This window comes from Paludisphaera mucosa (genome assembly GCF_029589435.1).
GTDB lineage: Bacteria > Planctomycetota > Planctomycetia > Isosphaerales > Isosphaeraceae > Paludisphaera > Paludisphaera mucosa.
Map to the genome: position 1 here is coordinate 1,791,418 of NZ_JARRAG010000001.1, position 16,541 is coordinate 1,807,958.

The following is a 16,541-nucleotide window of genomic DNA, read 5'->3' on the forward strand; positions in this document are numbered from 1 at the left end:
CGCCAAAATCGATCGATCGGGGAGGGCTCGACCGTGCGTGCTTGCCACCTGTCGGGGATGACCGTGGCGCTGCTGGCCGCCACGGCCGGCCTCTCCACCGCGGCGCTGGCGGCCGACGCCAGGGTCGAGTTCAATCGCGACGTCCGCCCGATCCTCTCGGAGAACTGCTACAGCTGCCACGGGCCGGACAAGAATCAGCGCAAGGCGAAGCTCCGGCTCGACGATCGCGAGGCCGCGATCAAGGACGGGGCCATCGTGCCGGGCAAGGCCGAGGACAGCGAGCTGGTCTCGCGGATCCTCAGCACGGACGACCAGGAGGTCATGCCGCCTCGCGAGGCTCACAAAACGCTCTCCGACGCGCAGAAGAAGATCCTCCAGGATTGGGTCGCCCAGGGGGCCGAGTACCAGGCGCACTGGGCGTACGTCGCCCCCACGCGGCATCCGCTCCCCGAGGTCCATCGCAAGGAGTGGGTCCGCAACCCCATCGACGCCTTCCTGCTCGCCTCGCTCGAAGCGAAGGGGGTCGAGCCGTCGCCCGAGGCCTCGAAGCGGAGGCTCATCCGCCGCCTCTCGCTCGACCTGATCGGGCTCCCGCCCACGCCGGAAGAGGTTCTCGCCTTCGAGAAGGACGCCGACCCGAAGGCCTATGAGAAGCTCGTCGACCGGCTGCTCGACTCGCCCCATTACGGCGAGCGCATGGCCGTCGCCTGGCTGGACCTCGCGCGGTTCACCGACACCGTCGGCTATCACGGCGACCAGGGCCAGCGGATCTTCCCCTATCGCGACTACGTCATCGCCGCCTTCAACCGCAACAAGCCGTTCGACGTCTTCGCCACCGAGCAGCTCGCGGGCGACCTCCTGCCCAATCCGACGCCCGAGCAACTCGTCGCGACCGGGTTCAACCGCCTGAACATGATGACCCGCGAGGGCGGCGCCCAGCCCGGGGAATACCTGGCGAAGTACGCCGCCGACCGCGTGAAGACCGTCGGCCTGACCTTCCTCGGCTCGACGCTGGGCTGTGCGGAATGCCACGACCACAAGTACGACCCCTTCACCCAGCGCGATTTCTACGCGCTCTCGGCCTTCTTCGCCGACGTGAAGCAGTGGGGCGTCTACAACGATTACGACTACACCCCCAACCCCGAGTTGAAGGGATGGAGCAACGACCACCCGTTCCCGCCCGAGGTCGAGGTCGAGAACGCGTATCTCAAAGAGCGTCAGCATCGGCTCGCCGATCGCCTGCGGAAGATCGCGGCCAAGCCGCCCGAGGCCACCGCATTCGCTGCCTGGATGGAGGGGGCTCGCGTCTTCCTGAGGGAGTCGGAGAACGGCTGGCGGCCCCTGAAGCCGGTAGGCGACGAGGGGGAGAAAATCGAGGCGCTCGCCGACGCCAGCCTGCTCGTCACCGCTCCCGCGAAGGCGGACCCCAAGGCGAAGCCCAGGGCCAAAGAGGCGGGCTTCCGGTTCGAGTCGCCCGGGCCGGGATGGGTCTCCCGGATCCGCGTCGAACTGCTCCCCGACGCACACCACGGCGGGCGGATCACCCGCGAGGGGGCCGACGTCGCCTCCGTCGCCCTGAGCGCCACAGTCAAGCCCGGCGACGGCAAGCCGAAGCCCTTGCGGTTCCACCTGGCGGACGCCAGTTTGAAGACGCCTCGCTACTTCAACGGCGATGAAGTGCCCGGCATCCTGGCCGGCTGGAAGACCTTAGCCGAGCACGTCTCCGAAACGCACACGGCCGTCTGGTGCCTCGATCCGCCGATCGAGCTGAAGGTCGATCAGACTCTCGCGGTCGAGATCAAAAGCCCGCAAGCCGGCCGTCTGCGGGTCGCGTTCACGCCGTTCGGCGTCGGCGAGGACGGCAAGGCCGTCGGCGACCTGGCCTCCGAGACCCGGGCGGCCCTTTTGGAGGCCGACGCCGAGCGGACCCCCGCCCAGGTCGAGGCCCTTCGCGGATTTTACGAGCGGAGCACGGCGGCCGACCCCGAAGCCTGGGCCCAGGTCCGCGAGATCACGAAGGAGATCCTCGCCTGCCGCGACGGCCGGGCGTTCAGCATGGTGACGAGCGCCGCGCCTCCCCTGGAGACGCGCGTCTTGCCCCGGGGCGACTGGCAGAATCGCTCGGGCGAGATCGTGGCGCCCGAGGTGCCGCGGTTCCTGCCGCACCAGTCGATCGCGTCCGATCGCCGGTTGACCCGGCTCGACCTCGCACGCTGGATCACCGCGCCCGAGAATCCGCTCACCGCCCGCGTGTTCATGAACCGGCTCTGGAAGCAACTCTTCGGCGCGGGCCTCAGCGGGGTCGTGGAGGACGTCGGCGCCCAGGGCGAATGGCCCGTCCATTCCGAGCTGATCGACTGGCTGGCGGTCGACTTCCGCGAGGGGGGCTGGGACGTCAAGCGGATGGTCAAGTTGCTGGTCACGTCGTCGGCCTACCGTCAGGATTCGCGGACCCGGCCCGAGCTGAAGGACCGCGACCCGGGCAATCGCTGGATCGCCTTCCTCTCGCCGCGTCGGCTGGAGGCGGAGTTCGTCCGCGACAACGCGCTGGCCGTCGCCGGGCTGCTGAACGCGGACGTCGGCGGCCCGAGCGCATTCCCGTATCAACCCGCAGGCTACTACGCGAACATCCAGTTCCCCGACCGCGACTACTTCGCCAGCCCCGGCGACCTCCAGTATCGTCGCGGCCTGTACGCCCACTGGCAGCGCACGTTCCTGCACCCGATGCTCGCGAACTTCGACGCGCCCGCCCGCGAGGAATGCACCCCCGCGCGGAACGTCGCCAACACGCCGCAGCAGGCCCTCACGCTGCTCAACGACCCGACGTTCGTCGAGGCCGCCCGCGTGCTGGCCGCCGGCCTCCTCGGCGGCGACGGTTCGGTGGACGACGAGGCCCGGATCGAACGACTCTATCAACGCGTGCTCGCGCGGCCCGTCGAGGCCGAGGAGCGAGCCTCGCTCGTCGGCTTCCTCGGAGAGCGTCGCAAGTCCTTCCGCGAGCATCCCGGCGAGGCCGAGAAGCTGCTGCGAGTCGGCCAGGCGCCCGCGCCACGGGGGATCGACCCGGTCGAGGCCGCGGCCTGGACGATGACCTGCCGCGTGGTGCTGAACCTCCATGAGACGATCACCAGGTACTGAATCATGAATCGCCCAAGCGACTTCGAAGCCTGGCGGACGAACCTCCAGCGACGCGTCTTTCTGCGAAACTCGGCCTACGGCATCGGCTCGCTAGCCCTGGCGGGATTGCTCGACCCCGAGCTGTTCGCGCGTCGGGCCCGCGCGGGCGACCCGGACGCGGGGAGGCCCGAAGATCATTGGCGGGGCGTGATCCGGCCGACGCACCTGCCGGTGAAGGCGAAGCGGGTGATCCACCTCTGCATGGCCGGCGGGCCTTCCCAGTTCGAGAGCCTCGATTACAAGCCCCGGCTCCAGGCGCTCGACGGCCAGCCCTTCCCCGAGTCGTTCACGCGGGGGCAGCAGCTCGCCCAGCTCCAGAACAAGGCCCTCATCGCGCGCGGCCCGTTCTGCGGCTTCCGCAAGCACGGGGCGTCGGGGCAGGAGATCTCCGACCTCTTCCCGAACATCGCGAGCCTGGCCGACAAGATCGCCATCGTCCGATCGATGACGACCGAGCAGATCAACCACGACCCGGCGCACGCCTTCATGAACAGCGGGTCGATCATCAAGGGCCGGCCCAGCATGGGCTCGTGGCTCCTCTACGGCCTCGGTGCCGAGACCGACGACCTGCCCGGCTTCATCGTCCTGACCTCCGCCGGCGCGACGGGCCAGCAGCCGGTCTCGGCCCGCCAGTGGTCGGCCGGGTTCCTCCCCAGCAAGTTCCAGGGGATCCAGTTCCAGTCCAAGGGCGACGCCGTCCACTACATCAGCAACCCGCCGGGCGTCGACCTGGACGCCCAGCGCGGCTCGGTCGCGGAGATCAACCGCCTCAACGCCACGCTCGCCGCCGACCGCCTCGACCCCGAGATCCAGACGCGGATCGCCCAGTACGAGCTGGCCTTCCGGATGCAGGCGAGCGTCCCCGAGCTGACCGACTTCGCCAGCGAGCCGCGGTCCGTGCTCGACGCGTACGGCGTGGCCAACCCCGGCGACGGCAGCTTCGCCTCCAACTGCCTGATGGCCCGCCGCCTCGCCGAGCGCGGGGTGCGGATGATCCAGCTCTATCACCGCGCCTGGGACCACCACGGCGACATCGCGCGCGGCATGACGCTGGCCTCGCGCGAGGTCGACCAGCCCTGCGCGGCCCTGGTCAAGGACCTGGAACAGCGCGGTATGCTCGACGACACCCTGGTCATCTGGGGGGGCGAGTTCGGCCGCACGCCGATGGGGCAGGGGACCGGCCGCGATCACCACATCCTGGGCTTCTCGCTCTGGATGGCCGGCGGCGGGATCAAGGGGGGCGTGACCTACGGCGCGACCGACGAGCTAGGCTACAAGGCCGTCGAGGACGTCGTCCCCGTCCGCGACCTGCACGCCACGATCCTCGCCCTCTGCGGGATCGACCACGAACGGCTCTCGTACAAGTTCCAGGGACTCGACGTCCGCCTGACGGGCGTCGTCCCGGCGCGCGTGGTCAAGGAAATCCTCGCCTGACCGTCCGTCAGGCCGACGCCGGCTCGGTCGGCTCCAGCCCTCGCAAGAGCGCGCGGATCGGGATGCCGACCCACTCGGGTCGCCGGGCCAGGTCGCGGCCGACGTCGTCGAGCACCCGTTCGAGCAGGAAGACGTCCAGCAGCGACTTAACGTCCTCGCGACCCTCCGGGAGCAGGCCGGGAACGTCGACGGCCTCCAGGTAGGCGTCGACGAACTGCTGCGAGACCCGCTCCTGCCAGCGTCTCGCCCAGGGCTCCAGGGCCGCGCGGTCCTCCTCGCGGACCATCCCCGGCGGCCGGGTCTGCTTGTCCTCCAGGTCGAACAGCACGCCGTATGCGGCGTAGTCGAACGACCGGATCATCGACGCCACGTCGCGGAGCGGCGAACGCTTCACGCGACGCTCGCCGGAGGAATCGTCGGCGTCGCCCTCGAAGTCGTAGACGACGAATTCCGAGCCCGTGTAGAGGACCTGGTCCAGCTCGAAGTCGCCGTGGATCCGGATCCGCGAGCCGCCGTAGTTCCGCGAGGAAACGTGTTGGAACCGGGCCAGCAGCGGTTCCCGCAGGCCGAGCAGCCGCTCGGCGTCGGCCTTCGTCGGCTCGGGGAGCTTGGCGAGGACCGCCGACAATCGCGTGAACACCTGATGCGTCAGGTTGCGCATGGATTGGTAGAGCGATCGCTGGTAAAGCCGCCCGAACGGCTCGGGCCGGAACTCGACCGTGATCCGATCCGACGCCAGGGTCCTGTGCAGCCGGGCCGTCTGGACGCCGAGCTTCCGCGCGTGCACGTCGAAGCCCGCCAGCATCGTCTCGAAGGTGGTCTCTTCGCCCGACGCCTCGGGCGAATTCTGGTCCGAGGTCGTCTCCGGCGGCGGGACCTCGACGACGGCCCTCCGGTGCACGCCGGCGGCGACCCGCTCGTAATACTGGCTGAGCTGGTTCAGCGTCAGCACCCAGGCGGTCCCCTGGTTGGGGATGTACTGATTCAAAACGGCCACCGTCACCGGCGCCCCATGGACGCGGCGGTATTCCAGGTAGCCCAGCACGGGCGCGACGATCAGCGAGTCCTGGCGGGCCGAGACGAACGACCGCATCTCGAAGTCGGGGTTGACCTCGGCCTCGACGCAGCGGAACGTCTTGAGCGTCAGCCGCTCGTCGAAAACGAGCGTCGTGTTGAACCGCTCGCTGCGGTTGATCTGCGTCGGGACCAGCGGCGCCTCGCCGAGGTCCAGCTCCGCGAGCCCTTTGAGCGCGACGGCCGCCAGCTCGCCGTCGGCCAGGGGTGCGGACATCCCCATCTGGATCGCCCGGACCAGCTCGCCGCCGCACGTGGGGGACGCGAGGGCGTCGCAGAGCACGCCCTGCTGCTTGCCGACGGCGCGAGCCAGGAACGTGGCCGCGCCGGCGTCCAGAAGCTTGCCCACGTCTTCCTCGGGGATGAGCATCAGAGGCAGGATGTTCGCCTCGGCGTCTCCCGTCTGGAGGTCGGCGCGGACGACCAGCCACTGCACGTCGCCCGAGCCCATCGGGTCGGCGAAAGATCGCGTCACGTCGACGCCCACGACCCGCGGCACGCCCGTCGGACGCCGCCGCTCAAGGAAGCCGGGGAGCAGGGGGTCGAGCCGTTCGGAATCGACCCGCGCCAGTTCCGTCCGCCAGTCGTGCGTCACAGTAACCACGGGCAGGTCGGCGATCCGCAACGGCTCGCCGTCGATCGCATTCGACCCCGCGTCGGTCGGCTTCAGCAGGAACCAGTAAAAACCGTACGCCGACAGTGTGAGCGGATACGGCCGATCCTCCACGACCGGCATCAACGTATGCCCGGATAATTCTTCGAGCGCATAGCCCTGGTACTCGCGCAGGTCCAGGTCGACGTACTGCATGAAGCGCGAGAGGTTCGCGACCACGAGGATCGATTCGCCGTCGAACCGCCGGACGAACGCCAGGATTCGCGCATTCTCGGGGCGCAGGAAATCGATCGTGCCTCGGCCGAAGGCCCGGTGTTGCTTGCGCAGGGCGATCAGGCGTTTCACCCACCAGAGGAGCGAGCTGGGGTTCTCTTGCTGGCTCTCGACGTTGACCGCCTCGTAGTGGTACTCGGGGTCGATGATGACCGGGAAATAGAGCTTCTGCGGGTTGCAGGTCGAGAACCCCGCATTGCGGTCGGGAGACCACTGCATGGGCGTCCGGACGCCGTTGCGGTCGCCCAGGTAGATGTTGTCTCCCATGCCGATCTCGTCGCCGTAGTACAGCACCGGCGTGCCGGGGAGCGAGAAGAGCAGCCCCGTCATCAGCTCGATCCGCCGCCGGTCGTTGTAGAGCAGCGGGGCCAGGCGATGGCGGATGCCCAGGTTGATGCGGGCCTCCGGGTCGTGCGCGTAGGCCCGGTACATCGAGTCCCGCTCCTCGTCGGTGACCATCTCCAGGGTCAGCTCGTCGTGGTTCCGCAGGAACATGCACCACTGGCTGTTCTCGGGGATCGCCGGCGTCTGGGACAGGATGTCGAGGATGGGGTAGCGGTCCTCCTGGTGGAGCGCCATGTAGAGGCGGGGCATGACGGGGAAGTGGAACGCCATGTGGCATTCGTCGCCGTCGCCGAAGTAGGCCACGGCGTCCTCGGGCCACTGGTTGGCCTCGGCGAGGAACATCCGCGGGGGCGACGGGAACTTCTCGTCGAGCCGCTTGCGCAGGACCTTGAGGAACGCGTGGGTCTCGGGCAGGTTCTCGCAGTTCGTCCCCGGGCGCTCGTACAGATAGGGGATCGCGTCGAGCCGCAGGCCGTCGACGCCCATGTTGAACCAGAAGTCGAGCAGCGGGAAGACGGCCTCCCAGACGGCCGGGTTGTCGTAGTTCAGGTCGGGCTGGTGCGAGTAGAAGCGATGCCAGTAATAGGCGTTGGCGGTCGGGTCCCACGTCCAGTTCGACAGCTCGAAATCCTTGAAGATGATCCGGGCTTCGCTGTAGAGATCGGGCGTGTCGCTCCAGACGTAGAAGTCGCGCTCGGGGCTGCCGGCGGGGGCGTTGCGGGCCCGCTGGAACCAGGGGTGCTGGTCCGACGTGTGGTTGAGCACCAGCTCGGTGATGACCTTCAGGCCCAGCTCGTGGGCCCGGTCGAGGAACTCGCGGAAGTCGGAGAGCCGGCCGTACTGCTTGTTGACCGTCGTGTAGTCGGCGATGTCGTAGCCGTCGTCGCGCAGCGGGGACGGATAGAACGGCAGCAGCCAGATCGCGGTGACGCCCAGGTCGCGCAGGTACGGCAGCTTGATCGTGAGGCCTCGGAAATCGCCGATGCCGTCGCCGTTGCTGTCGTAGAACGCCCGCACGTGGGCCTCGTAGATGATCGCGTCCTTGTACCAAAGACCGTCGTCGTCGGGCACGTTCTCACTCCATCGTTAGGGAACGCCTCGATGCGCCTGCCCGCTACGTGTTGAACGATCCCGGCCATCTTACGCAGATTCGATGCCATTCGTCTCTCGATCCGGGTGCCGAAAACGCCGAGGCGACCGGCCCGAAAGATGGCTGACGTAAAGCTCCTCGTAAATGGAGAAGCCACGCCACTTACCGGCGTGGGTATTTATGGGCGATTGAACCGAGTCGGACGCCGATGATCCGGCGCCAGCGGCCGGAGATCCATCCGAGCCTGGTTCGTGGCGATCGGCGAGAGCGACTGCCGAAACTGTTGTTCTTCGACGTTTGCGAACTGACCGCATATTCATTGACAAGCTTATGCGGCTCATGACAATTTGAGATCAGCGCGGACCGCCGAGATCATGGACGCGCCGGTCGATGGTCGACCCGGGTCCCGGCCGTCGTTCAACGGGCGTCATAGGACTCGTAACGGGGCCTGGCATGCTCAAATCAAGGGACATCCGAGAACTCGTGCGCCTCACCGTCATGTTCACGGCGTTAGGCGCGACATCCGCGTCCGTCAGAGCCGATCTGATCACCGCAACGTTCGTAGGCACCGTCAAAGACGGCCCGTTCGCCGGGACGGTCGCGGAAGGGAGCTTCTCTTACGACACCTCGGTCATCACCGTGGATCAACCATGTGCCTACCCCGGCAGTCCGGGCTTCTCCGTCTCGCTCACGATATTCGGGCAGACGTTCACCTATCTCGATGATATGGACTATCCCGTGCGCCCTTTCATCCAGGTGGCCGACGGCGTGCCGGTCTTCCTCGACTTTGCGATCTCCGAGGCGGGCAACCAGGGGATTCTCGGTCCGGCCGGCAATCCGACGCCCATCGATCAACCGGGCGTCGCCGTGATCTTCCTGGGCGGACTTTCTCCCGCAACCGGTGGCGGATATGAGGTCGAGGTGTTCGTGGCCGCCGTGCCGGAACCTCCCGCATCCGTCCAGTTCGCCTGTGCAGGACTGGGACTCGCGGCTTTCAGCGTGTGGAAGCGACGAGACAGGCGGCGGGCTCGGCCCGGGATGATGTGGGGAGCGGCGACGCCGCCCTCGTGATCAGACGATGCTCCTCACGAGGCCGCCGTCGACCCGTAGCGCCGCGCCATTGATGGCCGAGGCGCGAGGGCTGCACACGAAGGCCACGAGGTCGGCGATCTCCGAGGGGTCGATGAGACGAGCGACGAGCGAGGTGGGCCGATTCTCGGCCATGAACCGCCGCTCGGCCTCCTCGGGCGAGGCGCCGGGGTAGAGGTCCTGGACGAACCTGTCGACCCCCTCGGTCTTGGTCGAGCCGGGCAGGACGGTGTTGACCGTGACGGCCGTCCCCTTCGTCAGCTCGGCCAGGCTGCGCGAGAGCGAGAGCTGCATCGTCTTGGTCGCGCTGTAGTGGGCCATCTCCGGGGCCGGGCTCACGGCCGACTCGCTGGAGACGAACACGATCCGCCCGGTCTGCTTCTCCAGCATCCGCGGCAGGTAAGCCCGCGAGAGCCGGACGCCGCTGAGGATGTTGACTTCGAAGAGGCGCAGCCAGGCCTCGTCGGTCTCGTCGAGGAAGCCGACGGCCTCGTAGATCCCCAGGTTGTTGACCAGGATATCCACCTCGGGGAAGGCGCGGATCGTGGCTGCGCTGCCCTCGGCCGTGCCGTTGTCGGCGACTAGCGGTTCGATCCGGGCGTCGGGGAGGTCCGACCGAATTCGGTCGACCGCCTTCTCGACGGTGCCCGCCGATCGGCCGTTGACGACGACCCTCGCCCCTTCCGCCGCCAGCGCCCGCGCGATCGCGAGGCCGATCCCGCCCGACGACCCCGTCACGAGCGCGAGCTTTCCTTCGAGTTGGAGATTCATGATCGCGCCGTCACTCCTTTCCGCCTGGCTCGGCCCGTTTCTTGGCGATGCTGACGTACGCGAGTCGCGTGAACATCGCGCCGTTGAAGAAGCCGCCGCCCCACTTGGCGTCGAACTCGCCTGTCGGCCGTGCGGCCAGCACCTCGTCGACGGTCTTGCCCGCATCGACCATCGGCGCGACCCGGTCGTAGACGGCGACGAGCATCGCGCGATAGGCGCGGAGGTCGTCGACCGCGGCCAAGGGGCCGTGGCCGGGGATGATGCGCGTCCGGGGGCCGGCCACCTCGAGGATCCGCCCCGCCCCGGCGATCATGCCGCCGATCCAGCCCCGGCTCGACGAGTCGATGGCGGGGTAGAAGCCGTTGTTGACGAGGTCGCCGCAATGGATGAGGTCGGCCTCGCGCAAGTGGACGAACAGGTCGCCGTCGGTGTGGGCTGGCGGGACCGATTCGAGCTGGACGGTCTCCCCGTCGTGGAGGAGTTCGGCGGCCGCGAGCGTAAGGCTGGGCAGGGCCTCGGGGGGCTGGGCGGGGAAGGTGATCTTGAAGACCTCGTTCACCTGCTCGGCGCCGAGCCGCCGCTTGGTGGCGGCCGTCGAGAGGATCTTCGCGCCGCGCTTGAGGAACGTCGCGTTCCCGCCCGAGTGGTCGGGGTGCCAGTGCGTGTTGATGACGAAAGCGATCGGCCCGCCCGCGAATTTCTCGGCCGCGGCGCGGACTTCCTCCGCCTTCGCGGAGATCCCGCAGTCGATCAGAAGGGGGCCGTCCCGGCCGGTGAGCAGCAACATGTTCCCGCCCGGTCCGCTCAGCAGGGCGAGGTTCTCGCCCAGCGAAATCGTCTTCACCGGCACGTCGAAGATCTTGGCCCCCTTCAGCACGCCCGAGCGCGGGTCCGAATCCTGCGGCGGATCATCGGCCTGGGCTCCGCGGAAGCTGCCGGAGGCATAAGCGGCGAGTCCCAGGGCGAGCGCGTTTCTCCTTCGCATGGTCCATCTTCCTGAAGCCGAGGAAGGGGCTCGGTAACGGGCCGACAGCGAAATGTAGGGGCTTGTCGCCCGAGAATCCAGTAGGTAACTTGCGGTGGAGCAGACGGGCGGAGGCGCCACCCCCGTGGCCGAGCCGACCAACGAAGATGCGCCGACGGATCTCCCGCCGCTCCATCGAGAGCGTCGAAGTCTTCCCCGGCCGGGGCCGTGGCAACGACGCACTCTCGATTTGGGATCGCGGCCGAATGGGAGATGCGGCGTGTCGCGCAGGTTGAACATGTGCGGGTTCTCGATGGCGAAGATGCGGAGCCTGTTCGGCTCCGGCGATCTCCAGGCCGTCGACCGCGTTTTCCGGGGGCTCGCGAGCGATCTGGGCGATTCATTCGCATTCCACGACGAGGCCCGGCGAATCCTTGAGACCGCCATCATGAAGGGCGTGCCGTTTCCGGGCCTGGAGACTGAGAGCCAGCTTCATTACAAAGTCGCGAGCGCCCTGACGGGCGACGAGCAGGAGTTGCTCTGGACCGAGGCGAGCTCTTACGGCGCGGACGCCATGGAAGTGGGTTTTCGGCGTTACGCCCGGAAACATGGAAGCCCCGAAACGCGGGCGTTCGTCCGCGGGCTGGTCGAGGGCCTGCCGATCTTCGGCCAGAACCTGCCGGAGGACGGTGAGGTCTACGCGGCGATCGGGCTGGCGAAGCTGCGTTTCTTCCGCCCTGGGCTGGTCGACCTCCGCGACCAAATCGCCTTTCGCGCCGGGCCGAAGCACGAGGCTTCCGAGTTCGCGGCGGAGTTCTGCGGCTGGATCGACGAGATCATCGACGCCGGGCTCGACCTCTGGTACGCCACGGGCTGAGCGGCCGATCAGGCCGTCATGATGGGCTTCACGACGTTCCCCGACACGTCGGTCAGGCGGAAGTAGCGGCCCTGGTACTTGAACGTCAGCCGCTCGTGGTCGATGCCGAGCAGGGCGAGGATCGTGGCGTGGAAGTCGTGGACGTGGACGGGGTCCTTCACGACGTTGTAGCCGAACTCGTCGGTCTCGCCGAACGTCATGCCGGGCTTGACGCCGCCGCCCGCCGCCCAGGCGGTGAAGCAGCGGGGGTGGTGGTCGCGGCCGTAGTCGGTCGCCGTCAGCTTGCCCTGGCTGTAATTGGTGCGGCCGAATTCGCCGCCCCAGAGGACCAGGGTGTCGTCGAGCATCCCGCGCTGTTTCAGGTCGCGGATCAGGGCGCCGCAGCCCTGGTCGGTCTCCTTCGTGAGCTGGCGTATGCCGGCGGGGAGTCCGCCGTGGTGGTCCCAGCCGGGGTGGTAGAGCTGGATGAACCGGACCCCGCGTTCGGCCAGGCGGCGGGCGAGCAGGCAGTTGGCGGCGAAGCTCCCAGGCTTGCGCGAGTCGGGCCCGTAAAGGTCGTAGATGTGTTCCGGCTCGCCGGCGACCCCGGCCGCCTCGGGGACCGAGGTCTGCATCCGGTAGGCCATCTCGTACTGGGCGATCCGCGCGGAGACCGCGGGGTCGAGGTTCGCGTCGTGCTCCTTCTGGTGCAGCTCGGCGAGGCGGTCGAGCATCTTGCGGCGGCCGGCGACGGTCTCGCCCGGCGGGTTCTCCAGGTAGAGCACCGGCTCGGCCCCGGAGCGGAACTGCACCCCCTGGTGGATCGACGGCAGGAAGCCGTTGCCCCAGAGTCGCGAATAAAGCGGTTGGTCGACCGGGCGGCGGCTGATCAGGACGGTGAACGTGGGCAGGTTCTCATTCATCGATCCCAGCCCGTAGCTCAGCCAGGCCCCGATCGAGGGCCGGCCGGCGATCTGCGAGCCGGTCTGGAAGAACGTGATGGCGGGGTCGTGGTTGATCGCCTCGGTGTAGAGCGAGCGGAGGAGGCAGATGTCGTCGGCGACCTTCGCCGTGTGCGGCAGCAGCTCGCTCATCCAGGCGCCCGACTCGCCCTGGCGCGAGAACCCGAAGAGCGAGCCCGCCAGCGGCAGCGCCGCCTGGTTCGACGACATCCCCGTCAGCCGCTGGCCCTGGCGGACCGAATCGGGGAGGTCCTTCCCGTTCATCCGGTTGAGCAGTGGTTTGTAGTCGTACAGGTCGAGCTGCGAGGGCCCGCCGCTCATGAACAGGTAGATCACCCGCTTCGCCTTGGGGGCGAAATGGGGGCCGCCCAGCGAGCCCCGCGCGGCGTCGGGCGAGCCGGTCGGCGAGGGGTCGGCCGCGCCACCCAGGAGCGACGCCAGCGCCGCGCCGCCCAGTCCCAGGCTGGTCCGCGAGAAGAAATGGCGGCGCGTGCCCATCAAGCGAGGGTCGTGCAGGTGTTCGCGAAAGTCGCCCATCATGCGTCGGCTCCCTTCAGCGCTTCATCACGGTTTCGTCGTAGTTGAGCATCGCCTGGGCCACGACGGTCATCGCGGCGCAGGCGTGGGCGTCGAGCGCCAGGTCGCGCGGGGCGTCGCCGACGGCCAGCAGCTTGTCGGCGTCGGCCCGGCCGGAGGCGAACTCGTCGTACTGCTCGCGGTAGAGGGCTTCGAGGATCGACGTCTCGGCCTCGTCGGGCCGGCGGCCGGTCAGGACGCGGAAGACGAACGCGACGCGTTCGCGGGTCGTCGCGCCGCCCTCGCGAAGCGACCGCTCGGCCAGGGCGCGGGCGGCCTCGACGAACTGGGGGTCGTTGAGGAGCACGAGCGCCTGGAGCGGCGTCGCCGTGGGCTGGCGCTTGACGGCGCAGACCTCGCGGTTGGCGGCGTCGAAGGTCAGCATCGCGGGCGGGGGCGACGTCCGTTTCCAGTAGGTGTACAGGCTGCGGCGGTGGCTGCCCGGCCCCACGTCGCGGACGAACGGCAGGTTGGACTTCTCTTCCCACAGCCCGGCCGGCTGGAAGGGCTTGACCGCCGGGCCGCCCATCACGCCGACGAGCAGGCCGCCGGCCGCGAGGGCGTCGTCGCGGATCATCTCGGCCGACAGCCGATCGCGCGGTCCGCGCGCCAGCAGGACGTCGTCCGGGTCGCGAGCCTGCATCTCCGGCGAGGCGTCGGACGCTTGCCGGTAGGTCGCCGAGGTCACGATCGTCCGCAGGACGTGCTTGACGTTCCAGCCCGAATCGACGAGTTCCCGGGCCAGCCAGTCGAGGAGCGGCGGATGCGAGGGCAACTGGCCCTGGGCCCCGAAGTCCTCGGGGGTGGACACCAGGCCGCGGCCGAAGATCGACTGCCACCAGCGGTTGACCGTGACGCGGGCCGTCAGCGGATTCTTGGGATCGGTCGTCCAGCGGGCCAGGCCGAGGCGATTCCGGGGCAGGTCGGCGGAGAAGGGGAGGAGGCTCTTCGGCGTGTCGGGCGAGACTCGCTCTCCAGGGGCGTCGTATGCGCCGCGGTTCAGGACGAAGGTCGGCCGGGGCTCGGCCATCTCCTTCATGGCCATGATCTCGACGATCGGGTCGGCGAGCCGGTCGCGCGCCGTGCGCGCCTCGATCAGGCTCGCGTACGCGGTCTTCGCCTCGGGGTCGACGTTCGCGAGGTAGTACGCGAAGAGCCGCTCGCGATCCTCGGGATGCAGCGACGCCGGGGCGGCCGCCAGGCGGTCGTCGAGAGTCTTGCCGTCGTGGAGCTGGGCGGCCTCGATCGGGGCGAGCGAGCGGTCGAAGACTTGCAACTCGTCGACCTCGCCGTCCTTGAAGCCGCGGTCGCGGAAGCGCTGGCCGATGGTCAGCTCGTCCGAGCCGCCGCCGGCGATGGTCTTCGTCAGCTTGTCGCGGACGACGTCGACCGCCGCGGGCCGGCCGTCGACGAAGAGTCGCAGCCCCGCCGCCCGGCTCGACCCGTCGTACGTCATCACGACGTGAACCCACTGGTTGACGGGCAAGGGGTCGTGGGCGGCGACGCCGATCGCGTTGCCGGGCCAGAAGTGGACGAGCGCGGCGGTGAGTCGGCCGTCCTCGATCAGGATCTGGTAGCCGCGGCTGCCGGCGTCGGTCCAGGCCGGCGAGCGCCTGAGCACGACGGCCCGCTCTTTGACGTCGGGAGTCTTCATCCAGAAGGCCAGCGAGAACGGCTGGAAGCGGTCGAAGTTGCCCAGCGGCAGGCTGACGCTGTTCTCGCCGTCGAACTTCAGGGCCTTGCCGACGCGACCCTCGACGACCTTCGGGCCCTCGATCGCCTTGCCGGGCTTGGCCGGGTCGACGCGGTTCGCCGTCGCGCCCCCCGCGTCGACGGCGTCGAGCGGGAAGTCGCCGATCCGCCCGCTCAAAACGGCCGGCTTCGGGTTGGCTCGATCGAGGGAATTCAGCCAGCTCTCGAAGGCCGGCCGTCGCGACTCGGCGAGCCCGGCCGCCTGCGCCTCGGCCGCCGTCACGCGGCTTGAGGCCTCCGCCAGCGCCTTCTCGCGTTCCACGTCGGTCAGCCAGAGGGTGGGGGTCGGTACGGCGTCGGTGAAGTGCGAGTAGAGGCCCGATTCGTCGATGCTGTTGAAGAAGCTGAACAGCGAGTAGAAGTCCTTCTGCGTGATCGGGTCGTACTTGTGCGAATGGCAGCGGGCGCATTCGAAGGTCAGGCCCAGGAACGCCGCGCTGTAGGTGATCGTGCGGTCGGCGACGTACTCGGTCCGCCACTCGGCCTCGATCGACCCGCCCTCGTTGGTCTGGCGGTGGTTGCGGTTGAAGGCCGTCGCCAGCACCATGTCGCGCGAGGGCTCGGGCATCAGGTCGCCGGCGAGCTGCCACTCGATGAACTGGTTGTACGGCAGGTTCGTGTTGAACGCGCGGACGACCCAGTCGCGCCAGGGCCACATGGCGCGGTAGACGTCGGCCTGGTAGCCGAAGGTGTCGGCGTAGCGGGCGACGTCGAGCCAGTCGACGGCCATGCGCTCGCCGAATCGCGGCGAGGCCAGCAGGCGATCGACCACCCGCGAATAGGCGCCGGGGCGTGAGTCGGCCAGGAAGGCGTCGATCTCGTCGAGCGTCGGGGGCAGACCCGTCAGGTCGAACGTCACGCGGCGGATCAGGCGCTCGCGCGGGGCCTCGGGCGAGGGGGCGAGGCCTTCGGACTCCAGGCGGGCCAGGACGAGGCGGTCGATGGGGTTCTCGGGCCAGTCCTTGCGGGCGACGTCTGGGAGCGTGGGCCGCTCGGGGGGGATGAAGGCCCAGTGATCCTTCCACTCGGCCCCTTGCTCGACCCAGCGACGGAGCAAGTCGGTTTCGTGCGGGGTCAGTTCGCGTCCCAGCGACTTGGGAGGCATCCGCTCGCCCTCGTCGTCGCTGGTGATCCGCGCGACCAGCTCGCTGGCGTCGACGTCGCCGGGCACGACCGCGCGCAGGCCCGTCTTGGTCTCGCCGAAGGCACCTTCCTTGGTGTCCAGCCGCAGGCCGGCCTTGCGGTTCTTCGGGTCGGGCCCGTGGCAGTGGAAGCACTTGTCCGAGAGGACCGCGCGGACCTGGCGGTTGAAGTCGACCCGCTCGTCGGCCCCCGGCTTGGGGGGCGGATCGTCGGCCCTGGCGGCGGCCCACGCGGAGAGGATCAAGGAGCACGTCGCCGTCCATCGGATCCGGGGACAACCTCGTCCAGCCATCAGCGGATGCCTCGGAAGCGGGACCCGACCGGGTGCGGCCTGCGGAGGCCGTTTCGTCGGGTCGGTGACCCACGCTCAGTGTAGCAGGGGGCGAGAGCCGGGGTAAAGGAGCGGGTCGCCCTCAATAGAA

Annotated in this window: 9 protein-coding genes; 4 read left to right on the plus strand and 5 right to left on the minus strand. The window is 68.8% G+C overall.

Annotation, left to right across the window (positions count from 1 at the left end):
- The first annotated feature begins 57 nt into the window (after positions 1-57).
- Together PZE19_RS07305 and PZE19_RS07310 are read left to right on the plus strand one after the other, a co-directional pair.
- Positions 58-3,138 carry a PSD1 and planctomycete cytochrome C domain-containing protein gene (locus PZE19_RS07305; RefSeq protein ID WP_303652536.1) on the plus strand — a complete coding sequence of 1,027 codons (3,081 nt, stop codon included), beginning with the start codon at positions 58-60 and terminating at the stop codon, positions 3,136-3,138.
- Between the two features lie 3 nt (positions 3,139-3,141).
- A complete protein-coding gene (locus tag PZE19_RS07310; RefSeq protein ID WP_277859920.1) occupies positions 3,142-4,611 on the plus strand; it encodes a DUF1501 domain-containing protein in 1,470 nt (489 codons plus the stop codon).
- Positions 4,612-4,618: 7 nt separating this feature from the next.
- Here the strand turns inward: PZE19_RS07310 and treS are convergent, their stop codons facing one another.
- Positions 4,619-7,987 carry a maltose alpha-D-glucosyltransferase gene (gene treS, locus PZE19_RS07315; RefSeq protein WP_277859921.1) on the minus strand — a complete coding sequence of 1,123 codons (3,369 nt, stop codon included), beginning with the start codon at positions 7,985-7,987 and terminating at the stop codon, positions 4,619-4,621.
- Positions 7,988-8,459: 472 nt separating this feature from the next.
- Here treS and PZE19_RS07320 point away from each other — a divergent pair, with 472 nt between their 5' ends.
- Positions 8,460-9,077 (plus strand): hypothetical protein, encoded by a 618-nt coding sequence (locus PZE19_RS07320; protein WP_277859922.1) that lies wholly within the window; start codon positions 8,460-8,462, stop codon positions 9,075-9,077.
- On the opposite strand, the gene PZE19_RS07325 is transcribed toward PZE19_RS07320, so the two are convergent.
- On the minus strand, positions 9,078-9,866 hold the full coding sequence (locus PZE19_RS07325) for an SDR family NAD(P)-dependent oxidoreductase (protein ID WP_277859923.1): 789 nt from the start codon (positions 9,864-9,866) through the stop codon (positions 9,078-9,080).
- Positions 9,867-9,876: 10 nt separating this feature from the next.
- Positions 9,877-10,851 (minus strand): MBL fold metallo-hydrolase, encoded by a 975-nt coding sequence (locus tag PZE19_RS07330; RefSeq protein WP_277859924.1) that lies wholly within the window; start codon positions 10,849-10,851, stop codon positions 9,877-9,879.
- Between the two features lie 259 nt (positions 10,852-11,110).
- Between PZE19_RS07330 and PZE19_RS07335 the strand changes: the two genes are divergently transcribed.
- On the plus strand, positions 11,111-11,707 hold the full coding sequence (locus tag PZE19_RS07335) for a hypothetical protein (protein ID WP_277859925.1): 597 nt from the start codon (positions 11,111-11,113) through the stop codon (positions 11,705-11,707).
- Between the two features lie 8 nt (positions 11,708-11,715).
- On the opposite strand, the gene PZE19_RS07340 is transcribed toward PZE19_RS07335, so the two are convergent.
- Both PZE19_RS07340 and PZE19_RS07345 read right to left on the minus strand, forming a co-directional pair.
- A complete protein-coding gene (locus PZE19_RS07340; RefSeq protein WP_277859926.1) occupies positions 11,716-13,188 on the minus strand; it encodes a DUF1501 domain-containing protein in 1,473 nt (490 codons plus the stop codon).
- Between the two features lie 13 nt (positions 13,189-13,201).
- On the minus strand, positions 13,202-16,363 hold the full coding sequence (locus PZE19_RS07345; RefSeq protein ID WP_277859927.1) for a DUF1553 domain-containing protein: 3,162 nt from the start codon (positions 16,361-16,363) through the stop codon (positions 13,202-13,204).
- Positions 16,364-16,541 lie beyond the last annotated feature (178 nt).